This window comes from Streptomyces atratus (assembly GCF_900119365.1).
In the GTDB taxonomy this organism is placed as follows: domain Bacteria; phylum Actinomycetota; class Actinomycetes; order Streptomycetales; family Streptomycetaceae; genus Streptomyces; species Streptomyces atratus_B.
Map to the genome: position 1 here is coordinate 1 of NZ_FPJO01000044.1, position 26,524 is coordinate 26,524.

Genomic DNA, 26,524 nt, shown 5'->3' on the forward strand with positions numbered 1-26,524 from the left:
ACTCCTCTCACCACTCCGGCCCCCAGCCAGACACGCCGGAGCACCTCTGCAGATCAACCCGTACGCACCTCTGCACCAGAGCCCGTACGCCGACAGCGCCGTCGCCGCCCAGGGTGACTACCGCGTCGGAGGCCGCCTCTGCCAGGATCTGGGCGGCGGCCCGGGCGTCAGCGGCTCCGGTGAGTTGCCGGGCTTCGACCTCGTTGACCACCAGCAGGGGCCGGTTGTCCTGGGGCCACGCGGGCAGGATCCCGGCCGGAGCCGCGTTGTGCACCCACCGTGTCCCCGGCGCAAGAAAGCCTGCGACGGCCTGAAGGCAGGGCAGGGGTATCTCACCGCTGGTGAGGATCACATCCCCGGCCAGCGGCCGGAGCACCGTCAGGGCGTCGGTGACGTCCTGGGCGGACAGCAGAGTGTTGGCGCCGCTGATGACGGCGATGCTGTTCACGCCGTCCGGGTCCACCATGACCAGCGCCTGTCCGGTCGGCGTGGACACCTCGGTGATCACCGTGTCCACGCCGACCGAGGCACTGCGCAGGTTGGCGAGGGCCTTGAGGCCATCGGCATCGCCACCGCCTTTGGCGACCAAATCAGTAGCAGTTCCCATGGCGGCGGCCACGGCCTCATTGCCGCCCTTCCCGCCGAAACCCTCCTTCACGGAGGTCACCAACACTGTCTCGCCCGGGGAGGGAAGGACGGGACAGCGCAGGAGCCGGTCGATGTTCACCGCGCCCACGGTCACCACCCGGCCTGCCAAGAATCCGTTCACACTTCTTGTCTAATCGTTTAGATGAGAGGATGCAAGAGTTATGGCGAAGCAAGCAGGCAAGGCCCCGACTCTGACAGACGTGGCCCGCGTGGCCGGGACCTCGACAGCGGTAGTCAGCTATGTGATGAACAACGGCCCCCGGCCGGTCGCGGCCGCGACCCGCGAGCGGGTCCTGGCCGCTGCGGCAGAGCTGGACTACCGGCCCAACCGCATCGCCCGGGCTCTGCGCTCGCGGACCACCGGCGTGGTCGGCCTGATCCTCGCCGACGCCTCCAACCCCTACTTCGGCGCGCTGGCCCGGCACGTCGAGCAGGCATTGGACAAACGCGGAAAGCTCACCCTGACCGGGAACGCCGGATACTCCCCGGACCGGCAGGAGCATCTCGCGGACAAGTTCCTCGCCGCCCAGGTCGACGGGCTCGTCATCGTCTTCGCTGACGGCGGCGCCGACGTCGCCACCCAGGTCAAACGCGCCGGCGTCCCGGCCGTGTACGTCCACAACCAGCCCGAGGACGGGCAGGCCCCGGCAGTGACCGCCGACAACGAAGATGCCGTCCAGCAGGCCGTCGCCCACCTGCGCGGCCACGGACACACCCGCATCGCCTTCCTCGCCGGACCGCGTGACGCCGGACCGGTCGGCCGACGCCGCGCCACGTGGGAGACGGCCCTCGCCGGCACCGGCGCCCCCCTGCTGCGCTGCGAGTACTCGCGCGCAGCGGCAGCGGCCCTGACCGGACAGCTCATCAGCGAGGGTTCCATGCCCGCCGCGCTCATCACCGCCACCGACGAACAAGCCATCGGCGTCCTCGCCGCAGCCAGGGCTCACAGACTGGCCGTGCCCGAGCGGTTGGCCGTCATCAGCCTCGACGGCACCCCGGACAGCGCCTACACCGCTCCCGCTCTCACCGTCACCCAGCAACCCCTGGAGGCGATGGCGGCCCAGGCAGTCGACCTGCTCCTGGGCGGCGAGGCCGCAGCGCCGCCCGCCTTGTCGGCTCCCCTCGTCATCCGGGGCAGCTGCGGGTGCGCAGCCACCGATTCCTGAGACGCGCGACCGAAATGTCCCGCCGGTGCGGCAGCGCAAGAGCGGGGCCCATGCTCGAAGAGAAGCTCGACGCGCTCTCGCAGTTGGGCGAGCACAAGGCCATGCCGTTCCCGCCAGGTTTCCGCGGCCTGGAGCGCCCGGCTCGCGGTCGCGGCGGTTGGATGTGCGGTGACGTCCGACCGCTGGGGGCGCGGTGGCCGAGCCTGTCCGTGTGCGCAGACTGACCGACCAGGAGGGACAGACACTTCAGCAGATCGTGCGCCGTGGCAGCACCAGCTCGGTGTGGTAGCGGCGCGCGATGATCGGACAGTCCCTGTTCGAGGCGGCGCAGGCGCCTTCAGCAGTGTCCGGACCAGATCGGTGTCCGCGCCGGACCAACTGGCCAGCACCAGCCGGACGTCCGCCAGCGGCATCCCGGCCCGACGCACTATCCCGTCCCGCTCTACCGCTCACCGGCCTACGCCACCGCAGCCGACCTCCCGCACACCGACACCGCCGCCGAGCAGGCAGCCCGCTGTGGCAGCCCCGCTACGGAGCGGAACGCGTGAGCCCGCTCCCCCGTCGGCGGCAGGCACTGGTCGGTCTGGCAGTACACCGAGAACGGGTCGGTGCCCGGCCTGCGGGGCAAGGCCGACGTCAACGTGTACTGCGGCACGCTGACCCAGCTCCGCACGCTCGCCCACCTCAGCCCCGGCCAGACCCCCACCCATCCGGGAACGGGTTCGACAACCCCGTCTGCTCCGTCCACGGCCGTCTGGCCGCTGCTGAAGAACGGGACGCGCGGCGTCAACGTCACCACCGCCCAGCACCTGCTGGCCGCGGCCGGCCGTGGTCCAGGAGCAGCGTGTTGGCCCTTGCGCGCCACGATCTACAGTGCCGAAGAACGGCATTGCCCGCCCGTGGAATGCGGAGTGGGTCGCAGCCGTATCGACTGCGACCCGCCTTCTTTGGTGACCCACATCACATTCGGGAGGTCGCAGGCTGCTGGACGAGACCGGATGCCTGGTCAGGCTTCGTGGACTCGGGCGTGCAGATGCATGTCGTGCCAGCCGTCGGCGTGCAGCAGTGCCTGACGCCGTACGCCTTCCAGAGCGAAGCCTGCCTTCTCGGCGATGCGGCAGGATGCGAAATTCACCGTTGAATGGCCGAGTTCGAGTCGGTTGAAACCGGCCTCTTCCAGTGCCCAACTCGACACTCGGGCCACAGCTCGGGAGCAGACACCCTGGCCACGGGACTCCGGGGTGGTCCAGTAGGAGATCTCCGCTTGGCCTCCGGCCAGGATGATGGACTGGAGGGAGACCCGTCCGAGAACCCGGTCGCCGCCGGCATCGACCACGGCCCAATGGCAGGCGGCCTCGCTCTCCCAGCCACGTCGCCACTGTTCGATCCACTCCAGGGTTTCGTCTTCGGAGTCCGCTTTGCGCAGGTGCCAGAGCTGGATCGCCCGGTCCTGGAACGCTCGCGCGACGGCGGCTGCGTCGGAGGGCAGCCATGGCCGCAGCAGCAAGTCGTCGTCGATCGGCAGCGTCGGCTGGGGAGCGGCATTGAGGCTGCCAGGGGACATGACAGGAGTGACAAGGGAAGGCATGGCCGACATCATGGCAAGCCCGCCTCTGGGCCCGCGGGAAATCGTCAAGACGTGTGGATCAGTAGTGTCAGGGAGTGCTCCGGCGGTAGGTCCACATCTCGGCCATCTGACCGTCGAGAAATCGAATCAGCCAGATGAGATGGCTGTCGATGATGCCGGGGCGGCTCTCGTGGCCGACGCCGCCGACCACGGACAGCAAATCGTCGGTGCCGAGGATCGTGTCGATGTGGAAGCGGAGTCCTGGCCGGCTGGCGTGGATATGCGATACGGCACGTTGGACGTCGGCGGGCCCGGACACCTCTGGGTGTGCATGGTCGGCCCAGTCCGAGTTCAGTACTTCCGGAGCGATCGAGGTGTCGCCCGTGTTCCACATCTGGAAGTACCGCTGCACGACGTGATGGGAGGGGTCCGCGTGCGCGTCCATCGTGTTCTCCTTTGCTCCGGCGGGTGGCAGCCTGCGATGAAATGGTGACGTCGGATGCCTGCAAGACCCTCTCGAAGGTTCTCGGGGCGCTGCGGGCGCATGACACGGACACCATCGTGGCACTGGCCGATCCCCGCGTCCGTAGCGGCCGGGAGGACACCGACGACGAGGACGAGGAGCACGACAGCGTCGACGGCGAGGACGTCCTGGAGGGCGGAGACGGGGCGGGGTGCGGGTGAGCGGGGCGGCGGCCGGGGTGCTGCGGTTCAGCGAGGAACGCGACCCCGCAGTCTTGGCCCAGTTCGTGCGGCTTCGGGTCATCGATCCGGAGGGCGCCTACTGGCGGCGCGGGATCGAGGCGGCCGGACGGTTGCTGCGCGAGACCGGGAACACCGTTTTGCGGGTGCCGTACACCGTCGTCACACCGGAGGACTGGGGCGGAGTCGGCGGGTATCCGCTCGGGCAGTGGATCGCCGACCAACGACGCGCCTACACGGCCGGAACACTGGACGCCGGGCGCGTGGCCGAGCTGGAGCGGCTCGGGATGGTGTGGTCCGAACAGGACGCGGCCTGGGCGGACGGGATCGCCGTCGCCAAGGAGTACGCCGCCGCCCACGGGCACTTCCTTCCCCCGACCACCGCGACCTGGGAAGGGCATCCCATTGGGGTGTGGGCGAAGAACGCCCGCGCGGCGGCACGTAGGGCGCGGGAGAACGAGGAACTGCGCGCGGCCGGCCGCCCCGTCCCCTCCGCGGCCGGTGCGATGACCAAAGCGCGGCAGGGGATGAGCTGGACGCGATCGATCCGGGGTGGTGCCCGGTATGGGACACCAGGTGGCAGCGGTGCTACCGCCTCGTCCACAACCACGTCCAGGCCGGCGGGACGCTCCCCACGGCTGCGGGCTACGTCGTCGTGCAGGGCGAGGACCTCGGACGCTGGGTGAACGCGCAGCGGTTCGGGTGGGAACAGCTCCTGCCTGTACAGCAGTGGATCCTGGAGAACACCCTCAAGGTCACACCGGCCGAGGAAGACGAGCGGCCGGTGAAACGGACGCAGGATGCGAAGTGGGCGGTCAATCTCGCGGCGGCGCGGCAGTTCCACGCCCGTGAAGGGCACCTGCGGGTCCCCCGCAAGCACGCCGAGCACCTGGCGTCAGCAGATACACTGTCGGGCCGTCAGAACGCTACTGACGAGCCCGTGGTGGTCAAGCTCGGCACCTGGCTCGACAACGTCCGCAAACGCGCTGGGAAGCTCCCCGAACAGCGCCGGGCGGAACTCGATGAGCTCGGGATGCGGTGGTCGTGATGGGCATCGTCGTCACCGCGGCCGCCGCGCTCGCGGCCGGCTATCTGCTCGGGCGGCTGCGCCCCTGGCGGCGTGCGGGCGACTGGGCAGCCGATCAGGTCCGCTTCACCGGGGCGTGGGTCCGCGGCGGCGTCGGCCGCAGGGGCCGAACACCGAGGGAACCCGCCGTGGATTCTGACACCCCACACGGACGCCGATCAGGCCCTCGCCGGCCAAGCTGATTCAGGCCGGGATCGACCCCGGCAAGGTGGCCGCGATGGACCCGAACGCCAGGGCCATGGTCGCCGCGACCCTGTGCCCTTCCCGCACGACGACCCGAAGGAAGCAGCCATGCCCCCTCGCGCGAAGAAGACCACCGCCCCCGCACCGGAGAAGGTAGAGACTGTGAGCACTGCGGAAGCCATCGACAACACTGCCGACACCGTTCAGGCCGAGGACAAGCCGAAGCGCGGCCGGAAGGCTTCGCCCCCCTCACCGCCGTGCTCAAGGGGTTCGAGACGGCAAATACCAAGCTGGACCGGGCCGCGAAGAAGCGGGCGCAGGTCGATGCCGTGGTCCAGGATCATGAAGCCGCTCAGGCCCGGTTCGACGCCGCCAAGACAGCCCTGGACGCGGTCTACGCCGAACTGACGGCGTAAGACGACCCTTGTCACACCGGCCACAGGGACGGTAGGAAACCGGTGTGACTGAACAAGGGAAGTTCGCCCGTGCCCTCATAGGGCTCTCCCCTGTCGTTGTCGCCGTCTGCGCTGTCGTAGTGACAGTCAAGGTGGTGGGGACCCACCCGCAACGGCCTCGGCTGGACCAAGAAGCCGTGGAACGGCAGGCGTCAGCCACCGTGCGATCGGGAAAAACGTCCAGAGACGGCGTTGTCTGCCCGACTGCGATAGAGGCCAAGAAGGGCAACAAGTTCGAGTGCGATGTCTACGTGGCCCCCGGTCAGTCGGAGATGGTCAAAGCTGAAGTTGTCGATGATCAGGGCATGGTCAGCATGTCCAATCCGTGAGCACCTGCGCTCACCAGGAAGGGCCCGGCCGGAGGTGAGTTCCGGTCGGGGCCCTGCTCTGCGGGTGCTTACTGATCTTCTGCCCGATGACTTGTGGGAACGTGTGGCCCCGCTGCACCTGCCGGTGAAGGGATCGAAGGGACAGCCCAGCCGGGCCAGGACATCCTGGTCACAGCGGCGTACCCACTCGGCAATAGCGGTCAGGGAGTTGTGACCGGCGCTGGTCACCGCGCACACGCCGACCGCGAGCAACGTCGCAGCCGGAACCGCACCCCGCGCGGATTACGCGGATCAGGCACCCGGGCCAGGGCGTCGAGCAGCCCGGACGGCACCACGGCCGGACCGTGACGCCCCGGACGCGGTCGGCGGCGAGGGCGCTGGCGGGAGCAGAACGGGCGGGACGGATGATGGCGCAACGAGGACTGGCTGCGGGCCCATGGCAAGCTCCCGGGGCTCACCGTCGTGTCCTGCCGCTGCGGCGAGCAGAGCAGCGCCGCGCAGTCGCCGCTCGCCCAGGCCGAGGAGGCCAAGCGCCGCCGCGACTTGGTCGGGGAAGTCGACGCGCTGGTCGGCGGGCACCGTGTGCTGACCGAGGCGCCGTGGTACCCGTCCCGCCCCGGTGACCGGCTGATGCTCACGCTGGAGGCCACCGAGCACACCCCACGCACGACCGAGCTGTACGAGGTCACCGAGGGCTGCGAGGACGGCATGGAGCTGCACCTGGTGGACATCACGCCCGAGGGAGCTGCGGAAGGCTGGTATGCCGGTCCGCCCGAGCTGTACGGGGCCGACCCGGTCGAGACGCCATGGATGGAGGCCGGCCCCGCCCGCCTCACCATCACCCGCAACAACGTCATCGTCCACCAGGGCCGCCACGCCCTGCCCCGCCCCGACACCACCGAACCCCGGATCACCACCGCAGCCGGGCCGGACGGCACCATCGGCTGGGCCGTCGTCCAGGAACGCGAGTACACCCCCGCCGAAATGAGAGGAATGCCCAGATCCTGTGGATCGGCTCGGGAGGGCTTACCTTCCCGGGTGATTGATCGATAGGTCACCGAGCAAGGCCGACGTTGCAGCGTCGGTCGGGAAGGCGCACCCTGTGCTCACAGCAGTCAGCGATGACGGCACTGCGCGAGAAGGCTCCCTGCTGGACGAGATCGTTCGGGAGGGCGCAAGGCGGATGCTGACCGCCGCTCTGGAAGTAGAAGTCAACACCTATATCGCCGAGTTGGCCCACGAGCGGGACGGGGTGGGGCGGCGCCTGATGGTCCGCAACGGCTACCACCAGCCCAGGAATGTCACCACCACCGCCGGCGTGATCGAGGTGAAGGCTCCGAGGGTGAACGACAAGCGCGTCGACGAGACCACCGGCGAACGCAAGCGGTTCTCCTCGGCGATCCTGCCGCCCTGGTGCCGCAAGTCCCCGAAGATCACCGAGGTGCTGCCGCTGCCTACCTGCACGGCCTGCCCTCCGGGGACCTCGTGCCCGCGCTGGAGCAGTTCCTCGGCTCCTCCGCCGGGCTCTCGTCGGCCACCGTCACCCGGCTGACCACCCAGTGGCAGGCCGACCACGCCACCTTCCAGGAGCGCGACCTGTCCAGCACCGACTACGTCTACGTCTGGGTCGACAGCATCCACCTGCGCATACGCCTGGACGAAGCCAAGGCCGCCGTCCTGGTCGTCATCGGCGTGCGTGCAGACGGCACCAAGGAACTGATGGCCATGGCCGACGGCTACCGGGAATCGTCCGAGTCGTGGGCCGGGCTGCTGCGGGACTGCGCGAGACGGGGCATGCGCGCCCCGGTCCTCGCGGTCGGCGACAGCGCACTCGGGTTCTGGAAGGCCCTGCGCGAGGTCTTCCCCACCCCCCGCGAACAAAGGTGCTGGGTTCACAAGACGGCCAACGTCCTGGACGCCATGCCGAAATCGGCCCAACCCGCGGCAAAGAAGGCGATCCAGGACATCTACAACGCCGAGGACCGCGAGCACGCCGAGCGGGCCATTCACCTTCGCCAAGCTCTACGGCGCGAAGTTCCCCAAGGCCGTCAAGAAGATCACCGACGACCAGGACGTCCTGCTGGAGTTCTACAACTACCCGGCCGAGCCCTGGATCCACCTGCGGACCACCAACCCCATCGAATCGACCTTCGCCACCGTCCGGCTCCGCACCAAAGTAACCAAAGGCGCTGGCTCCCGCGCCGCTGGCCTGGCGATGGTGTTCAAGCTCGTCGAGTCCGCCCAGGCCCGCTGGCGGGCCGTCAACGGCGCCCACCTCGTCCCGCTCGTCCGCGCCGGGGCTCGCTTCGAACGCGGCCAGCTCATAGAGCGCCCCGAGGCGGTGGCGGCATAACCGGAGCCCTCGCTGTTCTGGCTAACGGGCTGCCCGACGTGCGGGAGACAACCCTGGGCCCGCACCCTGTCCAGGCATCTGGGCCTACCGCCAATCAGCAAGAATATTGGTCGCCTGAGGGATATCGCCCACCCGTTCTTGCCCTTGCAGGTTCTTACGCATGGACATCGACGACACTTCGTAGCCGCTGTGGCGATACATTGCGATGGCCGCCTCGTTGCCTCCGACGACATTCAAGGCAAGCGCTGTCTTGCCCTCGCGAGCGACGAGCTCCTCGGCGGCTGCGAGGATGGCGGATCCGTATCCACGGCGTCGGAACGGCTCGAAGACGTTGATGTCGTACAGCCACGCGGAGCTAGCGGTGCCCGACGCTTGGCCCGGATCCGGACCGATCCACGCGTTCCCCACCACCTCGCCTGATCCGTTCTCCGCCATCACGAGCTGATGACCGGCCGTGTCGGCGCCGTCAGGGAGGAACTTGGCCGTGCCGTGCCTGACCCGTTCTCGCGCCAGCTCTTCCGGCATGAACTTGCTGAGCACACGAGCCGACTCGGCTTCACGATGCTCAGTCGCCACGTGATACTCCGCCGGCGTCATCTTCCGCAAGGTCACCTGCTGCACATCCATGCCGCCATCTTCAACCGGTCACTTGTAACAGCGCTACTGGTTTCCAAGCCCGATGGCCCTCGCCGTCACCGCCACGCCCAGCCACAACACCAACGACTCGACCCACAGGTTTTGACAATTGCTCGCTGAGGAGCTTGTGACCGTACGGCTGGGCACCTGGCTCGACAACGTACGGAAGCGTGCCGACAGGCTCACCGAACAGCGCCGTGCGGACCTCGACGAGCTCGGCACACGCTGGTAGGACGCGGGCGGTAGTCGGGCGGGGGCTATGTGCCTGATCCGAGGCGGTTGAAGGACGAACAGAACGCAAGCGGGGTGGCCCAACCGGCGCGTCCCAGCACACTATTCGAGTGACCTTTCGATTGATGCCCGGCACCGGGCTCGTCCTCCCAGCGAACGCAGGCGTCCTGCGATTCGGCATGACCGAGCATGCGGCGCAGTGGACGGCGTCAACTCTGGCGGACGTCCGCGCCGGCGGGTGGATGTGCGGAGCGCACTGGACCTTCTTCTTCGTTCACTGCGACATCCTGGTCACGGCCTATGCCTGCACGGCTGTGCCAATCAGATCATGGGGCACTTGATCGTCGAGCGGACCGAGCGCATCCCGGACCGGGCCGCCGACGTTCCGGTCGCCTTCGGCGAATTCGACCTCTTCGGCTACCCCATCCATGAACTGACCGAGGTCCTCGACCCGTCGGACCGCAAACTCTTACTGTCCGCAGACGTCAACCCTCAGAGCACGCACTACCTGTCCGCCGTACGCCTCGACGCCTGTGAAAGCGACCGCCGCTAGGTCGTCAGCTCGGGCTCTGGGTCCGGCGACGGCGCACGATGAAGAGCATGCCCGCGCCCGTGGCCACCGCTGCGGCAGCCGCGCCCGTGATCGGCAGCGTCGAGGAGCCGGTTTCTGCCAGGGTGCCGCCGTTCGTCGTGGTCCCGTCGTCGCCGGCCGTCGACAACCCGCCGGCCGAGCCGCCCGAGACATTGGCCGAGCCGCCCGTCGAGCCAGTCGGCTCCCCACCCGTGACGTCCAGCGTGATGTCGGCCTTGTCGTTGGCCTTGTTGGGGTCGAATGGCCGTGCCTCGGTGCTCAGGGCCACCTGGCCCTTGGCGTTCGCCACCCGCTTGTCGATCTTCAGCTCGAAGGTGTAGGTCTCTTGGCTGCCCTCGTTTAGCGACCGCATGCCGCAGACGTACGCCTTACCCTTGGCCTGGCAGAACTGGCCGCGCTTGACGACCGACGTTCCGGCGGGAGGCGTGATCATGACGCTGACGGACCGTTCCCCCTGTTTCGTCAGGATCCAGGCGGGCCCGGCGTTGATGAACTTCACCTTCATCTTCACCATGTCACCGACGCTTCCCTTCAGCGCGGCACCCGTCACCCGGTAGTCGGCCGTGTTGACGGAGCTGACGGGCACATTGACAACTCGTGCGGTCCCCTCGCTCCCGGCCTGTCCCTCGACCAGTTTCACCGCCGGCGCGGTTCCCGCCACCGGCTGGGTGCCGTTCTCGTCCGCTCCGGGATCGACGTCCCAGACATTCACTCGCAGCTCGTCGTTGAGCGCGCGGTCCAGTGCCTCGACGCGGAGAGGCCTCTCGGGCGTGTAGACGGTGCCCGGCTCCACCACTTGGTCGAACGCACACACCGCGATCCATCTCTCGGGCATCTCGTCGTAGGACCGGACCTGCTGTGTCCGGCAGTTGGAGGGAACCTCCGCGAAGTCGAGTCCTCGGGTGACGCCGTAGGAGACCCACACCTTCTCGGCCGCCCTGGTGCCCTTGTTCGCCACGGTTGCCGACAGATCGAAGCTGCTCCCAGGTTTCACCCCGTTGACCGGCTCGATGCCTCCAATGACCAACTCGGGTGCGGTTTCATCGCCGAAGGCGGCAGGAGCCGCAGCCAGTGCGATCAGGCCGGCGGCGCTGAGGGTGGCAGCAACGGCACGGGAGGCGCGACGGTTGTGCGCGGGAATCGGCATTGGAAAGATCCTTTGCTGGGACGCGGGAAAACGGGCGGTGTCTTCCAGGAGAAAAGTTTCCGCTCACTAGACTCTTATCGAACTCGAACGGTTGCGTGGCCGGTGCCTCCTCCGCCTTGCGATCGCATTCACCGGATGCCGTGAGCCCCGGCCCGATGTCGACACCGACCACCAGCGCGAGTCCGGAAGTGCGCTTCCTCCCTTACCCGGAGGCGATCGCCGAGGTCACCAGCCTGCTCGCCCCCGGCGACAACCGGCGGCACGCGGGCACGGCCGGAGCGTCGTGCTGGCGAGCGACGCCCCGCGCGGTGAGCGGTCGCGGTCCGGTACGCGTGCGTCTGTGCAGGTGATGTCGGGGGGCGGCGGGGTGGGTAAGTCGCAGCTGGCCGCTGCCTACGCCCGTGAAGCGGTCGAAGGCGGAGCCGATCTGGTGGTGTGGACGCGGCGAATGATATCCAGCAGGTTCTGACCGTCTATGCGCAGGCCGCTGCGCTCGTGCAGGTGCCCGGCCGTACCGGTGGGGACCTGGAAGCGGACGCGCGGGCCTTCGTCAACTGGCTGGCGGTCACCGACCGACGGTGGCTGGTCGTCCTGGACAATGTCACCGATCCGGATGCGATCGATCCCTGGTGGCCGGACAGCCAGCGCGGCACCGGCTGGACCCTTGCCACCACCCGCCTCAAAGACCCGCGCCTGACCGGAGGCGGCCGGGCCCGCATCGATGTCGACGTCTACACCCCGGCCGAGGCAACCGACTACCTCACCGCCCGCCTCACCCACGACCACAAAGCCCACCTGGCCGACCACCAGGCCCCGGCCCTCGCCAAGGCACTCGGACACCTGCCGCTGGCGCTGGGACACGCCGCCGCCTACATGCTTCGCGAGAACACCTCCTGCAGCACCTACCTGGAACAGTTCACCGACCGCGCCACGCACCTGGACAAGGTTCTGCCGCACTGGGCGGACACCGAACGCTACGGCCGGCAGGTCACCACCACCCTGCTCCTCGCCCTCGACGCCACCGACCAGGACCCCCACGGACCCCTGGCCCGCGCTGCCCTCCGCGTCGCCGCCTACCTCGACCCCGCCGGACAACCCGCCGCCCTGTGGGCCACCAACGCCTTCCTCACCTGTCTCACCCACCAGCAGCCCGCCGCCGTCCCAGCCCGACGGAACCTCAGCCTGCGCCGACGGCGCACAAACGCGGCACGGACCGTCACGGGTGACGAGGAGCCGCAGCGCTGCGGCTCCTCGACCGGTATGGACTGATCACGTACGACAGCGCCACCGGCCACCTCCGCGCGGTACGTATCCACGCGCTCACCGCCCGGGCCGTACGCGAGACCATCCCTCAGGGCCAGCAGCCGGCGACCGCCGTCACCGCCGCCGATGCCCTCGTCGAGATCTGGCCAGACCCCGACCACACACAACGCGAACTGGCCAGCACACTACGCACCAACACGGACTCCCTCACCACCCATGCCGGAGAGTCCCTATGGACGCCTGACGCCCACCCCGTGCTCTACCGCGCGGGAGCAAGCCTCCTCAATGCTCACCCGCACAGTGCCTCCTCGACGTACTGGGAGCACATGGTCGCCGACTGCGAGCGGCTGCTGGGCAGCGAACACCCCCACACCCTGACCGCCCGCGCCAGCCTCGCCGCCTTCTACCGGCAGGCCGGACGCACCAACGAAGCCATCGAAATCGAAGAACCCGTCCTCACCGAGTACGAGCGACTCCTCGGCAACGAACACCCCGATACTCATTCTGCTCGTGATGTGCTGTCCCGGTGGCGGTCGGCGGGGGATGGTCTTGGGGAGTCTCCGTTGTAAAAGGGGCCCGTTCGGTTCGGCCCACGGGTGGGCAGTTGGCCACGTTGTCGAGTGCGCCGTCTTCGGCGTCGATACCCGCGCGCTGTCACGGGACGCGGGTCAGATTGGATAGTCGCAGCAGAGGTCAGGGCAGGTGTCTTTTCCTCTGCAAAGAGTGCTCAGGTGGCGGCCCGCAGAGCGCGGGAGACGAGGAACTGCGCAGAGCCGGCCGAACCGCGGCCGAACCGCACGGCAGGCGGGGCGACATCAGCCGGCCAGGCCGAGACACGCGACCACAAGTGCCCCGCCAGCGATGGCGACCATGAGCGGGGTCGCGAGGGACGGATGCTGGTGTGCGACGTAGAGGAGACCGCCCATCACCAGGAAGGCGACGACACCCACGAGGAACAGGGTCAGCGGGGAGTGCGAGGTCACGACGGGTCTCCGTTTCGAGGTCGGGTACGAGTACCGCGCGGCACGATCCACCAGGGGCCTAGCCGGGCAGGCCCGACGCTAGGGGCGGATACAGCGTGGTTCCGGAAATCCGGCTCCCTCAGCCTCAAGAAGAACGACCCAGATCTTCTGTGGAATCAGCACGGATCTCCACTCAATCTCGCCCGATAAACATGAAAATCCCCTCCGTGCAGAGGAGCAGCGGCGGGCAGATCCGGATGTCTGGTAGCCGGGCGCGGCGGGGCTCTGGCTCTCGGGGGGCGGCCCGGTACCGGGCCGCCCCCCGCCGTCGTTGACCGGGCATGAGTCGAAAGAAGCGTCAGAAGCGCCCGCAGACCCGGATAGGCAAGCGGCTCCGATGCAGCCGATGCCGCTGCTTTGCCCCGAGGGACCTCACGTCCAGGGCCGCCGAGAACTGGAGCGGCAAGTGGGAGAGCGGCCGACTCGTCTTGGTCTTGTGTCCTGCCTGCCAGACCCCGCTGGAGAACGCGGCGGCCGCGGCAAACGAGGCCGAGCTACGCGTCAAGACCGGCTGGCTTTGTTCACGAGATTGGTCAGCACTTGCTCACCGGTTCGGGAGGCACCTGACCCCAAGGAGCTATTCGAAATTTTCACGAGTTCTGACCGCGCGCTGTCTGGGCCGGGTGGAGCACATGCGCGCGCGCGAGTGCCGTGGAGAGGGGAACCTGCGACTGAGGCATCTTCCAACAGAGCCCAGGACCGGGAGTGGAGACGAGCGATGGCCACCACGACGGGCGAGGCCCGGGCCGACATGGCACAACCGGCGAGCATCCAGTTGCCGGGCATCGTGCTCGGGGTGGGGATGGGCGGCTTCGTCGACGGCATTCTGCTCCACCAGCTCCTGCAGTGGCACCACATGCTCTCCAGCACCAACGAGGACCGCATCGGGGTGAAGTACTACAACCCCCACACCGTCTCGGGCCTGGAGATGAACACCCTCTGGGACGGCATCTTCCACACCGTGTGCTGGCTCGCGGTCCTCCTCGGGCTCGCCATCCTGTACTCGCGGGTGACCCACAACCGGCTGCGGGTGTGGAACTCCCGGGTGCTGTGGGGATGGATGCTCGTCGGCTGGGGCCTGTTCAACCTCGTCGAGGGCGTCCTGGACCACCACATCATGGGCATCCACCACGTCTACGCCGGAGACGGCCAGGTCTGGTGGGACATCGGCTTCCTCGTCCTGGGCGCCCTGCTGGTCGTCGGCGGCTACCTGCTCCAGCGCAGTGGCCAGCCCTTCGACCCGGGCGCCACCGCCGAGCGGCACGAGGGCCGGCCCGCCTGATGGACCACGACATGCCCGCACACGGGCACACCGCGGGCAGCAGCCTCCTCGGGTGGCTGCTGCCCGCCCTCGTCCTGCTGGCCGCCGCCGGCACCTACCTGCTGCTCGCCCGCCGGGCCCGCCGCCGCAACCCGGCCCAGGGCTGGAGCCGGTGGCGGACCACCGGCTTCCTGACCGGCACCGCCCTGCTCGGAGTGGCCCTGCTACCGCCCGTGGCCCCGTTCGCGCACGAGGACTTCCGCGGCCACATGACCCAGCACATGCTCATCGGCATGTACGCGCCCCTCGCGCTCGTCCTCGCGGCCCCCGTCACCCTCCTGCTGCGCACCCTGCCCGCAGCCCGGGGGCGGCATCTGACGGCCGTACTGCACAGCCCGCCCGCCCGGGTGATCGCCCACCCGGCGGTCGCGCTGGCCCTGTCCACGGGCAGCCTCTCGGTGCTCTACTTCACCCCTCTCTACAACGCGACCGTGGGCAGCCCGGCCGCGCACTGGATGCTGCACGCGCACTTCCTGCTGTCCGGTTGCCTCTTCGCCTACGTCATCGCCGGTCCCGACCCGGCACCCGCCCGTCCCGGCGTGCGCGCCCGGCTGCTCTACCTCGGTATCGCCATCGCGGCGCACGCGGTGATCTCCCAGCTGATGTACGGCGGCTTCTGGGTCGACATCCACGCCCCCATCTACCAGGTCCAGGGCGGCGCGGAGATCATGTACTACGGCGGCGACATCGCCGAACTGCTGCTGGCCGCTGCCCTGGTCGCCACCTGGCGCCCCGAGCACCGGCGCGCGGCGCACCGTGAAGCTGTCGTACCCCGCGAGACCACGGCACATGCCTGACACCAAGCGGCAGACAGCAGCTTCGCCGAGGCAGCCAGCACCGGCCTCCGCCTCGCGCGATCACGCCTCTACGAGTCGCACCGAAGGTGCTGTCGCTTCTCGGGTTCTGGCTCAGATTCCGTGATCTGGTTACTGAGCGTGCGGGTGCCCATGAAGTTGAGCTCGGAGCGAGTGGGCTATTTGGTCTGCCTGGTCAGCCGTTACTCGCTCCTGCTCTGGTCGCCGAAGCAGCTCGAAAATGCCCGGCCCACGATGCTCTGGTTGTAGATCTGCCATGCGCGGAACGATATGGAAGTGCACGTGCGCGAAGCCTTCGGCTTCGGCAAATTGGACGACGTAGGTCTTGGCGCAACCAGTCATGCTCTGAAGAGCCCGGGAGAGCTTGACCTGCCACACTCCTAGTAGGGCTTTGTTAGGTACCCCAAGTGATACTCGCTGGATAGATTGTGATCTTCTTTCAGGTGTGACTCCTGAGGAGATGGAAGAGGTCCGGCCGCGTCTGGAGGCGTTCGCGGCCGAGATGCTGGGCTCACTGGCGCGTCGGGACCAGCGGGCCAAGGGTGAGTTGTACCTGCGCGGGCTGATGCTGGACGGTAAGCGCAAGTCGATGCAGCCGATGGCCGAGCGCCTGGGCGTGGACCACCAGCAGTTGCAGCAGTTCGTGTCCTCCTCCACCTGGGACTATGCCAAGGTCCGTGAGCGGCTGGCCCGTTGGGCTGCGGCTCACATCTCGCCCGAGGCGTACGCGATCGACGACGTCGGCTTTCCCAAGGACGGCTACGACTCGCCGGGAGTGGCGCGGATGTACTGCGGCGCGCTGGGCAAGCGGGGCAACTGCCAGATCGGGGTCAGTGTGAACCTGGTCAGCGACCGTGCCTCCTCGGCCGTCGACTGGCGCCTGTTCCTGCCCGAGAACTGGGACGACACCAAGCACGGCGAAGACCCGCTACTGGCCGAGGCGATCCGGCGCCGCCGGGCCAGGGCCGGAATCCCGGACACCGCACGGCACCGGGAGAAGTGGCGCCTGGCCCTGGACATGCTGGACGAGGTCCGCGGGGACTGGGAGTTGCCCGACCTTCCGGTCGTCGCCGACGCCGGATACGGCGACGCCATGGGCTTTCGCGAGGGCCTGACCGAGCGCGGTCTGACCTACGCGGTCGCGGTCAAGGCCACCACGACCGCCCACCCGGGCGGCGCCACGCCCGAGCGCCCACCGTACTACGGGCAGGGCCGCCCTCCCGTATCCGCCTGCCCCCAGCCGCACACCACCCTGCGCGCGCTGGCCCTGGCCGCCGGACAAGCAGCCACCCGCACCGTCACCTGGCGCCAGGGCAGCAAGGCCACCAAGCACAACCCACGGGCCGAGATGCGCTCGCAATTCCTGGCCCTACGGGTCCGCCCGGCCAACCGACACATCCGCCGGGCCGCAGACGGCTTCCCGCCCGAATGCTGGCTGCTCGTCGAGTGGCCTCCCGACTCCGCCGAACCAACCGACTACTCGCTCTCGACGCTGCCCGCTGACACTCCACTGCGCGAGCTGGTGCGAATCGCCAAGATCCGCTGGAGAGTTGAGCACGACTACCGCGACCTCAAGGACGGCCTCGGCCTGGACCACTTCGAGGGCCGCAACTACCTCGGCTGGCACCGCCACGTCACCCTCGCCTCCCTCGCCCAAGCCTTCTGCACCCTGCTCAGACTTGACCCAAAAGCCCCTGCGTCGGCCTGACCCTCTACGCGGCCCTCCGCGAACTCCAGGCCCTCCTGGCCACCTGGACCGGCGCCTGCTCCATATGCGGCCAACCTGCATCAACACCCGAACCCCACCACAGGACCTAACAAAGCCCTACTAGGGGCCACCAGGCGATGGAAGCCTCGTCGGCGCTGCGCTTCATACCCCTCCTCCCCGCATACTCTTGACACTCGACTATTCTGAATTTCAGACTAGTCGTGATCTTAGGGAGGGTCGATGCATGGGCGACATCCAGCCCGCATGGCTCCGCGCCGTCCTGCCGCTGTGCCTTCTGGCCACGCTGGAGCGCGGAGAGAGTTACGGATACGCGCTGTTCCAGCAGCTCGAAGAATCGGGACTCGGCACCGTCAAGGGTGCCGTGCTGTACCCAGCACTGACGCGGCTCGCCGACGACGGCGCGGTCGAGGTCCGATGGGCCCCCGGGGAGGGCGGGCCTGGCCGGAAGTACTACCGGCTGACCGACGCGGGGCGGGAGCGTCTGGCGCGGGAGCGCCGGGCGTGGCAGGAGTTCCGCACGGCGATCGACACGACGGCGGTGTTCCTGGCAGAGGCCCCTGCCACACCCCATGAACAGGAGAACCGATGACGAAGACCACGGCCGGGACCCGACCGGGCAACAGCGGCCGCGCTGCCTGGGCCGACAAGCTGGAGCTGGACCTCGTCCTTGTCCACAGAGTGCCGCGCGAACTCGTGAACCGTGTGCGGGAGGAGGTCGCCTGTGCAGTGACCGAAACGGGGCAGTCGGCGGAGGAACTCTTCGGCCCCGCCGAGGAGTACGCCACTGCGGTGGCCACCGAACGGGTCGACGCCGGGCCCCGCAGCACACGTGACTTCGAAGGCAGGACATCAGCCACGCATTTCCGGCAGGGCATGGTGGCAGGAGGCATCACCGTCCTGATCATGGCCACGGTGGGAACTTTCGGCGATGAGGACCGCTCCGGTGCCTCGGTTCTCCTCCTGTCCCTTTCCGCCTCCCTGCTCGTGGCGGCCAGTTTCGCGGTCCTCCCCGCCCTGCGCGCGGCCGGACGGACTGGGGCCGCCTGGCTCTATGGCAGCGGTGCCGGCGTCATCGCCGCTGCCGGCATCTGGTTGGCGTCCCTCCCCGCGGCCCAGGACGCGCATTCCTTCCCGTTCCCGCCATTCGCGGCAGCCGGGTTCGCGCTGCTGCTCGGGGCCCTGGGGCTGGCCACACCCGAGCGGGTCGTGAGCCGGTGGTTCTCCCCTGGTGAGGGCCGATGGCTCGACAATGAGCAATGGCTGTGCCGGCTGGGCGAGTTGCTGTATGGGCGGCACGGCCTTCCCATGCGCACGGCGCAGCAGCACGTGACCGAAGCACGGGAGCACCTGGCAGCCACCGGGCGCGCCGCACAGCAGGAACTCGGCCAGGTGGAGATCTATGCCATGAACCTGACCGACGGCCCGATACGCGAAGTCCAGCGGGTCCGCCACCAGTTCCTCGGTTCCCTTTCCAGCATGGCCGTATTCGCGGTGCTGTTCACCCTCACGCTGACGGACTCGGACAGCGGTGGTGCGACGCCCTGGGTTCACGCGGTGCTTTTCGTCTGCTCCGGCGCCGTGGCTGTCACCTTTCTCCGGAAGATGAGGGGTCCGGTGAACCACGCCGGCCAACGCTGACCGGCCTCACCACCAGGCTCCCACGTCCGGGGACGATCGGGCCCGGGTGCGCCGTCACAGCGCACCCGGGCCCGCGTCCAGCGGCGCCAGCGGTGCTGATCCAGCGTCAGTACTGTTAAGCGGGCAGGTGTGGGTCCTTCGGGTATTCAGGCAGCTTGGCCGAAGCCGGCCGCAGTCGGGTCCTGCTCGCGCAGCGGGGTGAAGTCCACGTCCAGCTTCGGGTCGTACGCCTCCGGCTGGATGCCCAGCTCGTGCGTGGAGTACTCGCCGAACCGGTTGATGTGCTCGGTCAGGTACGGGGAGATGTGGGCCAAGTCCTCCGGCTCGATCGTCCAGCCCTTCTCCAGCAGCTGCCGGACAATCTCGGCGATGTCCAGGGCGTTGTGAAAAATCACCGCGTTCGTGAGCAGGGCATTGAATTTCATCGCCTTCTCCTGCTCGACCGGGTCGTTGTCGGCGATGACCCCGCGGTTGCCGAACCCGATCCACCGCGAGAACCGGTTGAATGACTCCACCTTGTTCGTCGCCGCCGTCACCCGCCTCCGAAGCGGGGCATCCGAGAGATCGCGCAGCAGCTGCACAGTACGGATCACACGGCCGACCTCGCGGAAGGCGGTGCAGGTGGCGTTCTTCTTCGATCCCGACCGCAGGCGCTTGAGCAGCGCGGACGACGAGATCGCGCCCTCCCGCACCGAGACAGCCACGCGCATCAGGTGCCGGAACTGGGACTCGATCAGGTCCCAGTTGATGACGTTCTTGCCCGGCTCCCCGAACAGGGCATCGATGTGCTCGTACTCGGCCTGCTTGCTCGGCCGGTAGAAGACCGAGTCCTTCCAATTCCTGATCCTGGGCATCAGATCGAAGCCCAGCAGATGGGCCAGCGCAAAGACCGGGTAGGACTGGCCCTGCGTATCCGCGTGCACCGTAGTCGGTTTTGACCTCGCTCGTGTTCTTCAGCAAGCCCTCGATGATGTAGACGGCCTCCCACACCCCGCACGGGATGAAGTGCGTGAACAGCGCGACGTAGGTGTCCGAGACGTGGTGGTAGGCGATCCCGCCCGGCTTGCCGTACCGCACACTCGTCTCGGCAAGCAGGTTGTCGAGGTAGGTGTCCATATGGGTGCCGTCCACCGCCACCGCGGTGCCATCCCCCCAAGCCTGGGAGATGTCCAGCTGGGCGTGCGCGTTGACCAGATCGGCGACCGCCTCGTTCAGTAGCACGATCGAGAAGTGCCGGTTCGCCGTGTACGACAGCTCGTGCCCGCTCACGCCGGGATGTGCCGGGCCGCCTCGTACGGCGCCGCGGCCGTGACCGCCGAGGCCCGCCAGGCCCTGGACGGACTGGACGAGGTGGCACCGCTGGATGAGGTGGCCAAGCGGCTGGACGGGGAGGTCTCCCCGGCCCTGCTCGCCCTGGCGAAGGCCCTGGTGGTGCAGGCCGGCGGGCTCGGTGCGGTTACACCAGACCGTGGAGGGGTTCGGCGGGTTCGCGAAGCAGTACGAGCAGATCGAGAAGGTCTCGGCCCATCACGGCAACTTCTGGGAGGTGCTGCTGTACGGGCAGATCGGCCGGGACCGGCGGCCTCCCAGGCCAGCAGCTGCTTGGACCAGTCGGCGTACTCCTCGGAGCCGACCACCGCGACATCGCCGGTGCGCAGTTCCTCCGCGAGGGCGGTGAAGACCTGAGACTTTGCGGGTTTCGGCGCGGGTCGGGCGAAGACCTTCCGCTCCGCCCGCGCAAAGGCCTCCAGGATCTTGCCGTGGCGCGGGGCGGGCTGCTGCTCGTCCTCGCTCATGCCTTCTGGGGACACGGTTCGCCCGTGGACGGAGGAGAGCGTCGGACAGGTGGCGGGTGCTGCTGCCCGGAGACCCGGAGGGCGTTTGGAGGGCAATGGTTCTGCGGTGAGGTGTGTCAGCAGGGGCTGGCAGTGGTGGGAACGGGCTCGCTCAGGTCGCCGACGCTCGCCGTCGCGCCAACCTTGGTGTCCTGCTCATGGCCCTCGTCGTCCCTGAACGGCTTGCCGTCGTTGGGGCTCTGTTCTCCCGAAACTACGGCGAAGTGACGGGTAACCCTCTGTAATCGGAGCGACGCTCGGTGTAGGGTCTTCGAGGAGTCGCGCTGGATCAGCAGGTCCTGCGGTACGGGATATCAGGCAGGTACGCCTTCCAGTCCGTGTGAGAGAGCGGGGAGCCGGTACGGGCGCAAACCTGATGGGCCACATGTGCGGGAGCGATGTCGTACGTCAGGAGCTGGACGTGTGCGCCGGCGACGGAAAGTGTGGTGCCGTCCTGGTTGAAGGCAAGCGCGTGGGGGAGGTCGCCGGGGGTTGGGAGTGCGGACCCGAGGGGGCGGCTGGAAGCCACGTCCCAGAGTTGGACGGTGCCCCCGCTGCCGGCCACTGCCAGGGTGCCGCCGTCCGGGGAGAAGGCGAGTGACGTGATGGACTCGCCGGGGCCTGTTTTGGCCACACCAATGCGGTTGCGCACTTCGCCGTCCCACACGGTGACGTGCCCCATCGCATCACCTGCCGCGAAGTACGCCCCGTCCGGGCTGAAGGCCAGTACATCGGACATGCCGTCGCCGAGGGTACGGTAATTCGTCTGTCCTGTACGGAGGTCGGCCACCTGGTCCTGGCTGGTGACGAGCATGCGCTGGTCGTCGCGAACCGCCATGCCCCCTGCGGGAACGTCGTTCAGCGTCCGGAGGCGTTCGTTTCGTTGTACGTCCCATACCTCCACGACCTGCCGCGCGGTAGTCCGGGACACGTAGAGGGCCCGGCCGTCGGGGCTCAGGGCCAGTCCGTCGACGCCGGTCATTCCGTCCCGGTCTGGACGGATGGTGATGTTGGCGCGCCTGTGGTTTGTTGTTACATCCCAGACTGTGATGCGCTGGCCGGCAGGAGCGTCGGCAGTGCTGCTTCGGGCGTATGCGAAGGAGCGGCCGTCGGCACTCAACGCCCACAGGTTGAAGCAGTCGATGTCTGCCGGTGGGGTTCCCAGTTCCTCACCGCCGACCGCAGCTGTCTCCTCGTCGGTGCCCAGTTCCAGAGGCGAGTCGACCTCTGCCACGGCGCCGACCCCCTCGACGAGACATGGCTTGTCCGGCATGGTCAGGAAGGCCCTGCCGGTCCGGGTGTCCCACAGGCGGACAGTGCTATCACCCTTGTTGTCAGCCGGGGCACGCAAGGTGGCCAACGTCTGACCATCCCGGGACAGCAGGGCGCCGTCCACGGTCTGCTGGCGCCAGCCGGGCGTGGTCGCCGTGCCGAGTGCCAGGGAACGCACGGCCGTACGCGAGCTGTCGAGGTATCGGATCTCGGCGGCGGCGAAATCCACTTCGTAGTGGTCAGCCGTCTCGCTGCCCAGGGTGTGGCGGAACACCGGGGCAAAATCGGGTGAGGTGAGGCGCCACAGGAGGACTTGGCCTCCCCCGTCGATCGCGGCCACGAACGATCCATCCGGACTGAACCGCACGTCGGCCGCCGCCTTCGTGTCCAGCTGGGCGAGGTCACGCCCCGAGGCAATGTCCCGGACGACGACTCCGGTGGGGGACCCGAGCGTGATAGCGGTGCCGTCGGGCGAGAAGGTGAATCGGACCTGCGAGCAGAAGTCCCGCCCGTACTTGGCCTTCCAGGGCAGGCGCAGGGGGATGCGGCGGGCGATGTCCCAGATCCGTAGAGGGTGTCGGGTGCTGCACGTCGCCAGTCGACGCCCGTCTGCACTGATGGCTGCGTCCGACGTCTCCATCCCTTCGCTCCCTGTGGGGACTCGCAGCCGTAGTCGGCGACTCGGCACGTCCCAGACCTGCACCTCGCTCGCAGCCTGGACCACGAGACTACGTCCGTCCGCGCTGAAGGCGACGATCATCGGCAGTTCCGCTGGCAGGTGTCCAGTCACCTGTCCCGTGCGGATGTCCCACAACGCCACGGAATCCCCCCTGTTCAGCGCCATCGTCCGGCCGTCCGGGCTGATCATGTCGTCGTCGGGACCGGACAGCCGCTCGCCGGGCCCTGGGTAGGTGTGGGTGAGGCGGTGGGTGCGCATGTCCCAGACGCGGACGTGGTCGCTGGAGGCCGACACCAAGGCCCGTCCGTCGGCGGTGAGGCGGCGGACGGTGGATCGGGCGTCGCGTTCCGGGACCCTGAAGACATCCTGCTCGTGGCTGTTGAGCGCGGACAGCACAGCCGACCGGGTCTCCAGGGTGTGGGCGAGCTGCCAGGAGGCGACGCTTAGCCGGGCCGCGGTGACCGGGTCGGTGGGGCGCATGCTGTCAGCCACCGCTGCGATCCGGCGTGCCTCGGATTCCCGGTGGCGGCGGTCGCTGGTGCGGGACTGCTGCCAGGCGGTGACGCCCGCGACGAGAGCGAGAGCGAGGAGGGTGGCGAGGGTGGTCAGCAGGGTGCGGCGGCGGCGCAGTTCCCGCGTACGAGTGGTCCGGCTGGCAGTCAGGAAGGCCCGTTCTGCTGGGGTCAAAGGCTGGTTTGCGAGGTGTTCGTCCGCGGTGGCCAGGCGCGTGCCCCGGTAGAGGGCTCCCGGGTCGTGTGCCAAGTCCTCCCATGCGCTGGCCGCTTCGGTCAGGCGGCGATGGGTGCGCAGGCGATCGCGGGTCTCCTCGACCCAGGCGTGCAGGCGGGGCCAGGACGTGATGAGGGCCTCGTGAGCGAGATCGACCGCGTTGTCGTCGAGGGTGATGAGGCGGGCCTGGGCCAGGCGGTCGAGGACCAGAGCGACGTTGTCGGCGGGGGCGAAGTCCATTTCCGTACGGTCGACAGGGCGGCGGGTGTCGAGGGAGCCCTCTCCGGGGGTGATCAATCGCAGCAGAACAAGGCGGGCCAGCTCTGCGTGGTCGGCGGAGAACCGGGTGTAGACCTCCTCGGCAGTCTTCGCGATCGCGCTATGGACGCCGCCCGCCGCTTCGTACGCCTCCATCGTCAGCACACGGCCGCGGCGCCGCCGCCATGTCTCGCGCAGGGCGTGAGAGAGCAGTGGCAGGCCTCCGGGCTCGCCGTCCACCGCCTCCACGAGGCGGGCGGTCAGTTCGCGTTCAACGATCAGCCCCGCCGTCTGCGCCGGTCTCACAACGGCCTCGCGTAGCTCGGCACGGCTCATCGACCCCACCAGCAGGTTGGCCTCCCGCATCACGTTGGCAAGCTCGCGGTACTCGGCACAGCGGCCGTAGAAATCGGCCCGTACGGCGATCACGACGCGCAGCCTGCTGTCCGCCTGCCGAGCGGCAAGCAGGGCCTCGATGAACTCGGTGCGCTCCTGTACGTCCCGGCACAGCGTGAAGACCTCCTCGAACTGGTCCACCACCAGTACGGTGTCGCCGCCAGCGTCCCGCGGCACCAGTACCTTCGCATGGGTGCGCAGCGGATGCTCACCCGGAGTGAGGATGCGGATCGCCGCCAGGGAGGCGCCCTCGGTGCGCAGCGCGGGGATCAGCCCGGCCCGCAGCAGCGAGGACTTACCGATGCCGGACGGGCCGAAAACGGCCGAAAAGCGGTGCGCCAGCACCAGTTCGCGTACGTCTTCCACGAGGGTGCTGCGGCCGAAGAACCGCTCGTGGTCTGCAGCTTCGAACCGGGCCAGCCCCTGATACGGCGACTCCAGGCCGTCGTCCTCCTCGCGGTCGCGGACCACCGACTCCTCGGCCGCCTCGCGCCACCGCCGCTCCCACTCCGCCACATCGCCGCCGCAAGCCGCCACGTAGGCCAGGGCGACCGCCAGTGACGGCATCTGCTCCCCGGCCGCAGCCTGCGACAGCGAGGTCACCGAGTAGCGGGCCCTGCGCGCCATCTCCCGATAAGTCAGCCCTCCCGCCTCGCGCCGCAGCTTGCGTAACTCGTCCGCAAACCGCTGTACCGGCCCTGCGGCCGGATCCAGCGGTGTCTCACGACGCCCCATCCCACTGGTCCCCTCGTATCTCCGTACCCCGTGTCATGGTCACGTTAGGAACCCACCACGTGCGCGGGCAAGGGCTCACCTCGGCCTCCCAACTGGCGCTCGGCGTTTGTTCAGTGTGGCGAAGGGGGCCTGCTGAACAACGGTGCGGGCGGCTGGACTGGTCGTCGTCGGACCGATCGCCGGGCCGGCGCGGCACAGCGGAACATCCCGCCGTACGCATCCGTCACCACAACGAAGAGGAACCCGCATGCTGAACATCCGAAAGACCTTCGCTCTTTCGACTGTCGCCCTGGTACTGAGCTCCGGGCTGGCCATTGCTGCCCCCGCTGCACAGGCGGAGCAGCAGCCGCTCCGTCACCCTGCCGCATCCGCCACCCAGGGAGACGTCACCGTGCAGTCGCGCCGGGACGTCTGTTTCACCGGGGCCTGCGGCAGCGCGACGGTCACGTCCACCGGTAAGTACAGCGCGAAGGTCAGCATGTCCGTGAAGGACACCGCTTGCCGGGACAACAAGAAGCCCAAGATTCGTATTCAGGCGAGGCAGTACAGCTCGACCCAGGGCACGTACGTCCACAACGGACCGTGGCACAACTACACCAAGAGCTGCGGGAGCTACCAGGTGTGGAACAGCACTTTCAGGGGCCAAGACCCGTTGTTGGGCATGCGGGTCCAGATTTGCAACGGCGGCCGTTGCAAGACCTCGTCCTGGATGTAGTAACGACACTGACACGAGAGATGACCGGCACCGGCGAGATCCGTAACGGCTTCGTCCAGTCCACCTGCACATCGTCATGGTGTCGAAGGCGACGGCGCCATCACCGGGCACCTGCACGAAGCCGTGATCGGCACCTCGCCCGTGCCTATGTCATCCCCGTCACCTGACCGGCCCCTGGTCAGGCTGTCCACGCTCGGCCCCGGCACCGCCCCCCCCCATGGGCACCGCCGGGGCCGAGCACTGTATCGAGCCCCAGGCGCAGGCGGGCGATCAGGCAGATCTCGCCGAAAGCTCCGGTGTGCCGTCCGGTTCCCGCAGGACGTACCAGTCGAGGAGCTTGACGACGTCGGTCCCGATGTCCCGAGGGAAACCTTTGTCCTGCTCGCCTTCCCGGCCCGTTCGACGTCTTCGGCGTGGCCTCCGATGACCGCCTCGACAAGTGTGGTGCGCAGGGCCGAGACGGGGACAAGGCCGTCAGTGCTGTCGCTGAGGGCGACCGCGGGCCAGCAGGCGAGGTGTGCGGCGGCGTCTCGTTCTTCGTCTTGGAGCGCCCGAAGGCGCTCCTCTCCTTGCGTTCGTCCGCGTCCTGCGGGCTGTCGGTGATGATCTTCGTCGGGCGGTGGTGATCACGCGGTTGATCCGACTGCCGCGCGTTGCGAGTATCCGTCGTTCCTCATGACACAGCTGGCGGGCCGGACCGTCCTCGACGACGAGGAAAGACAGGCGTCTCCCCTGCTGGCCCGCCAGCTCGTGGCGATTCATGCACGGCAGTTCCACGCACGTGAGGGACATCTTCGGGTGCCCCGGAAGCACGTCGAATATCTGGAAGGAGGTGCCGCAGTGGGCCGCCAGAACGGCGCTGAGGAGCCTGTGACCGTACGGCTGGGCACCTGGCTCGACAACGTACGGAAGCGTGCCGACAGGCTCACCGAACAGCGCCGGGCAGACCTCAATGCACTCGGCATGCTCTGGTAGAGACGTCTGTTGGGCGATGTGACTGTGGTGGGAGGCCTCTCCACCG

25 protein-coding genes and 4 pseudogenes are annotated in these 26,524 nt (G+C 68.4%); 19 read left to right on the forward strand and 10 right to left on the reverse strand.

Translation table 11 applies throughout. From position 1 onward, the window contains the following. Positions 1 to 7: 7 nt before the first annotated feature. A complete protein-coding gene (locus BT364_RS36120) occupies positions 8 to 769 on the reverse strand; it encodes a PfkB family carbohydrate kinase (protein WP_079179818.1) in 762 nt (253 codons plus the stop codon). 40 nt (positions 770 to 809) lie between these two features. Between BT364_RS36120 and BT364_RS36125 the strand changes: the two genes are divergently transcribed. Further along, positions 810 to 1,814 (forward strand): LacI family DNA-binding transcriptional regulator, encoded by a 1,005-nt coding sequence (locus BT364_RS36125; RefSeq protein ID WP_072489412.1) that lies wholly within the window; start codon positions 810 to 812, stop codon positions 1,812 to 1,814. Positions 1,815 to 2,106: 292 nt separating this feature from the next. Here the strand turns inward: BT364_RS36125 and BT364_RS43690 are convergent. The 3 genes and pseudogenes from BT364_RS43690 to BT364_RS36140 all read right to left on the reverse strand — a co-directional run. After that, positions 2,107 to 2,242 (reverse strand): annotated as a pseudogene (locus BT364_RS43690) (DNA polymerase III subunit beta); the annotation flags it as partial. A 578-nt stretch (positions 2,243 to 2,820) separates the two neighbouring features. Then, positions 2,821 to 3,411 (reverse strand): GNAT family N-acetyltransferase, encoded by a 591-nt coding sequence (locus tag BT364_RS36135; RefSeq protein ID WP_256260385.1) that lies wholly within the window; start codon positions 3,409 to 3,411, stop codon positions 2,821 to 2,823. 58 nt (positions 3,412 to 3,469) lie between these two features. Beyond that, positions 3,470 to 3,826 carry a nuclear transport factor 2 family protein gene (locus BT364_RS36140; protein WP_072489415.1) on the reverse strand — a complete coding sequence of 119 codons (357 nt, stop codon included), beginning with the start codon at positions 3,824 to 3,826 and terminating at the stop codon, positions 3,470 to 3,472. Between the two features lie 41 nt (positions 3,827 to 3,867). Between BT364_RS36140 and BT364_RS43695 the strand changes: the two genes are divergently transcribed. The 7 genes and pseudogenes from BT364_RS43695 (at position 3,868) to BT364_RS36170 (ending at position 8,490) form a co-directional block, all read left to right on the forward strand. Continuing rightward, a complete protein-coding gene (locus BT364_RS43695; RefSeq protein ID WP_072489416.1) occupies positions 3,868 to 4,065 on the forward strand; it encodes a hypothetical protein in 198 nt (65 codons plus the stop codon). Next, positions 4,056 to 4,769, forward strand: coding sequence for a helicase associated domain-containing protein (locus BT364_RS43700; protein WP_072489417.1), 714 nt, complete (start codon positions 4,056 to 4,058; stop codon positions 4,767 to 4,769). Before BT364_RS43695 ends, BT364_RS43700 begins: the two co-directional genes overlap by 10 nt. Beyond that, positions 4,766 to 5,131, forward strand: coding sequence for a helicase associated domain-containing protein (locus tag BT364_RS43705; RefSeq protein ID WP_256260382.1), 366 nt, complete (start codon positions 4,766 to 4,768; stop codon positions 5,129 to 5,131). Before BT364_RS43700 ends, BT364_RS43705 begins: the two co-directional genes overlap by 4 nt. A 479-nt stretch (positions 5,132 to 5,610) precedes the next feature. Then, the gene (locus tag BT364_RS42090) at positions 5,611 to 5,769 is read left to right on the forward strand and encodes a hypothetical protein (protein WP_177328370.1); all 159 of its coding nucleotides are present in this window, start codon (positions 5,611 to 5,613) and stop codon (positions 5,767 to 5,769) included. Positions 5,770 to 5,888: 119 nt separating this feature from the next. Beyond that, on the forward strand, positions 5,889 to 6,137 hold the full coding sequence (locus BT364_RS36160; RefSeq protein WP_177328371.1) for a DUF4333 domain-containing protein: 249 nt from the start codon (positions 5,889 to 5,891) through the stop codon (positions 6,135 to 6,137). 462 nt (positions 6,138 to 6,599) lie between these two features. Further along, positions 6,600 to 7,190, forward strand: a complete 591-nt coding sequence (locus tag BT364_RS42095; RefSeq protein WP_072489420.1) for a hypothetical protein — start codon at positions 6,600 to 6,602, stop codon at positions 7,188 to 7,190. A gap of 49 nt (positions 7,191 to 7,239) precedes the next feature. Then, positions 7,240 to 8,490 (forward strand): annotated as a pseudogene (locus BT364_RS36170) (IS256 family transposase). Between the two features lie 84 nt (positions 8,491 to 8,574). Here BT364_RS36170 and BT364_RS36175 read toward each other — a convergent pair. Further along, entirely contained in the window at positions 8,575 to 9,117 is a 543-nt protein-coding gene (locus tag BT364_RS36175) for a GNAT family N-acetyltransferase (protein WP_072489421.1), read from the reverse strand. 568 nt (positions 9,118 to 9,685) lie between these two features. On the opposite strand from BT364_RS36175, the gene BT364_RS36185 reads away from it, so the two are divergent. Beyond that, the gene (locus tag BT364_RS36185; protein WP_143166609.1) at positions 9,686 to 9,910 is read left to right on the forward strand and encodes a hypothetical protein; all 225 of its coding nucleotides are present in this window, start codon (positions 9,686 to 9,688) and stop codon (positions 9,908 to 9,910) included. A gap of 4 nt (positions 9,911 to 9,914) precedes the next feature. Here the strand turns inward: BT364_RS36185 and BT364_RS36190 are convergent, their stop codons facing one another. After that, a complete protein-coding gene (locus BT364_RS36190) occupies positions 9,915 to 11,096 on the reverse strand; it encodes a DUF11 domain-containing protein (RefSeq protein WP_072489424.1) in 1,182 nt (393 codons plus the stop codon). 435 nt (positions 11,097 to 11,531) lie between these two features. On the opposite strand from BT364_RS36190, the gene BT364_RS36195 reads away from it, so the two are divergent. Together BT364_RS36195 and BT364_RS36200 are read left to right on the forward strand one after the other, a co-directional pair. Further along, positions 11,532 to 12,365 carry a hypothetical protein gene (locus BT364_RS36195; RefSeq protein ID WP_072489425.1) on the forward strand — a complete coding sequence of 278 codons (834 nt, stop codon included), beginning with the start codon at positions 11,532 to 11,534 and terminating at the stop codon, positions 12,363 to 12,365. Between the two features lie 248 nt (positions 12,366 to 12,613). After that, the gene (locus BT364_RS36200) at positions 12,614 to 12,928 is read left to right on the forward strand and encodes a tetratricopeptide repeat protein (protein ID WP_072489426.1); all 315 of its coding nucleotides are present in this window, start codon (positions 12,614 to 12,616) and stop codon (positions 12,926 to 12,928) included. A gap of 246 nt (positions 12,929 to 13,174) precedes the next feature. Here the strand turns inward: BT364_RS36200 and BT364_RS42100 are convergent, their stop codons facing one another. Further along, positions 13,175 to 13,342, reverse strand: coding sequence for a hypothetical protein (locus tag BT364_RS42100; protein WP_177328372.1), 168 nt, complete (start codon positions 13,340 to 13,342; stop codon positions 13,175 to 13,177). A 757-nt stretch (positions 13,343 to 14,099) separates the two neighbouring features. Here BT364_RS42100 and BT364_RS36205 point away from each other — a divergent pair. From BT364_RS36205 to BT364_RS36235, 5 genes are all read left to right on the forward strand, one after another. Then, entirely contained in the window at positions 14,100 to 14,663 is a 564-nt protein-coding gene (locus BT364_RS36205) for a DUF2243 domain-containing protein (RefSeq protein ID WP_072489427.1), read from the forward strand. Between the two features lie 11 nt (positions 14,664 to 14,674). Beyond that, positions 14,675 to 15,499: a cytochrome c oxidase assembly protein gene (locus BT364_RS36210; RefSeq protein ID WP_256260383.1), complete on the forward strand. Its 825-nt coding sequence runs from the start codon at positions 14,675 to 14,677 to the stop codon at positions 15,497 to 15,499. Positions 15,500 to 15,962: 463 nt separating this feature from the next. Beyond that, positions 15,963 to 17,225, forward strand: a complete 1,263-nt coding sequence (locus BT364_RS36220) for an IS701 family transposase (RefSeq protein ID WP_371268694.1) — start codon at positions 15,963 to 15,965, stop codon at positions 17,223 to 17,225. Positions 17,226 to 17,469: 244 nt separating this feature from the next. Then, positions 17,470 to 17,835 carry a PadR family transcriptional regulator gene (locus BT364_RS36230; RefSeq protein WP_072489430.1) on the forward strand — a complete coding sequence of 122 codons (366 nt, stop codon included), beginning with the start codon at positions 17,470 to 17,472 and terminating at the stop codon, positions 17,833 to 17,835. Further along, entirely contained in the window at positions 17,832 to 18,884 is a 1,053-nt protein-coding gene (locus BT364_RS36235; RefSeq protein ID WP_072489431.1) for a hypothetical protein, read from the forward strand. Before BT364_RS36230 ends, BT364_RS36235 begins: the two co-directional genes overlap by 4 nt. A 146-nt stretch (positions 18,885 to 19,030) precedes the next feature. Here BT364_RS36235 and BT364_RS36240 read toward each other — a convergent pair whose 3' ends face one another. Continuing rightward, the gene (locus BT364_RS36240) at positions 19,031 to 19,807 is read right to left on the reverse strand and encodes a Tn3 family transposase (protein ID WP_072489432.1); all 777 of its coding nucleotides are present in this window, start codon (positions 19,805 to 19,807) and stop codon (positions 19,031 to 19,033) included. Between the two features lie 67 nt (positions 19,808 to 19,874). Further along, positions 19,875 to 20,153: pseudogene (locus tag BT364_RS44480) on the reverse strand (Tn3 family transposase); the annotation flags it as partial. Between BT364_RS44480 and BT364_RS43710 the strand changes: the two are divergent. Beyond that, complete coding sequence (locus tag BT364_RS43710) at positions 20,115 to 20,570, forward strand: hypothetical protein (RefSeq protein WP_256260384.1); 456 nt, start codon at positions 20,115 to 20,117, stop codon at positions 20,568 to 20,570. The pseudogene BT364_RS44480 and the gene BT364_RS43710 sit on opposite strands and share 39 nt — an antisense overlap. A gap of 438 nt (positions 20,571 to 21,008) precedes the next feature. On the opposite strand, the gene BT364_RS36255 is transcribed toward BT364_RS43710, so the two are convergent. Then, positions 21,009 to 24,788 (reverse strand): nSTAND1 domain-containing NTPase, encoded by a 3,780-nt coding sequence (locus tag BT364_RS36255; RefSeq protein WP_072489433.1) that lies wholly within the window; start codon positions 24,786 to 24,788, stop codon positions 21,009 to 21,011. A 247-nt stretch (positions 24,789 to 25,035) separates the two neighbouring features. On the opposite strand from BT364_RS36255, the gene BT364_RS36260 reads away from it, so the two are divergent. Together BT364_RS36260 and BT364_RS39580 are read left to right on the forward strand one after the other, a co-directional pair. Continuing rightward, positions 25,036 to 25,503 (forward strand): hypothetical protein, encoded by a 468-nt coding sequence (locus tag BT364_RS36260; protein ID WP_072489434.1) that lies wholly within the window; start codon positions 25,036 to 25,038, stop codon positions 25,501 to 25,503. A 630-nt stretch (positions 25,504 to 26,133) separates the two neighbouring features. Then, positions 26,134 to 26,478: pseudogene (locus BT364_RS39580) on the forward strand (helicase associated domain-containing protein); the annotation flags it as partial. Between the last annotated feature and the right edge of the window lie 46 nt (positions 26,479 to 26,524).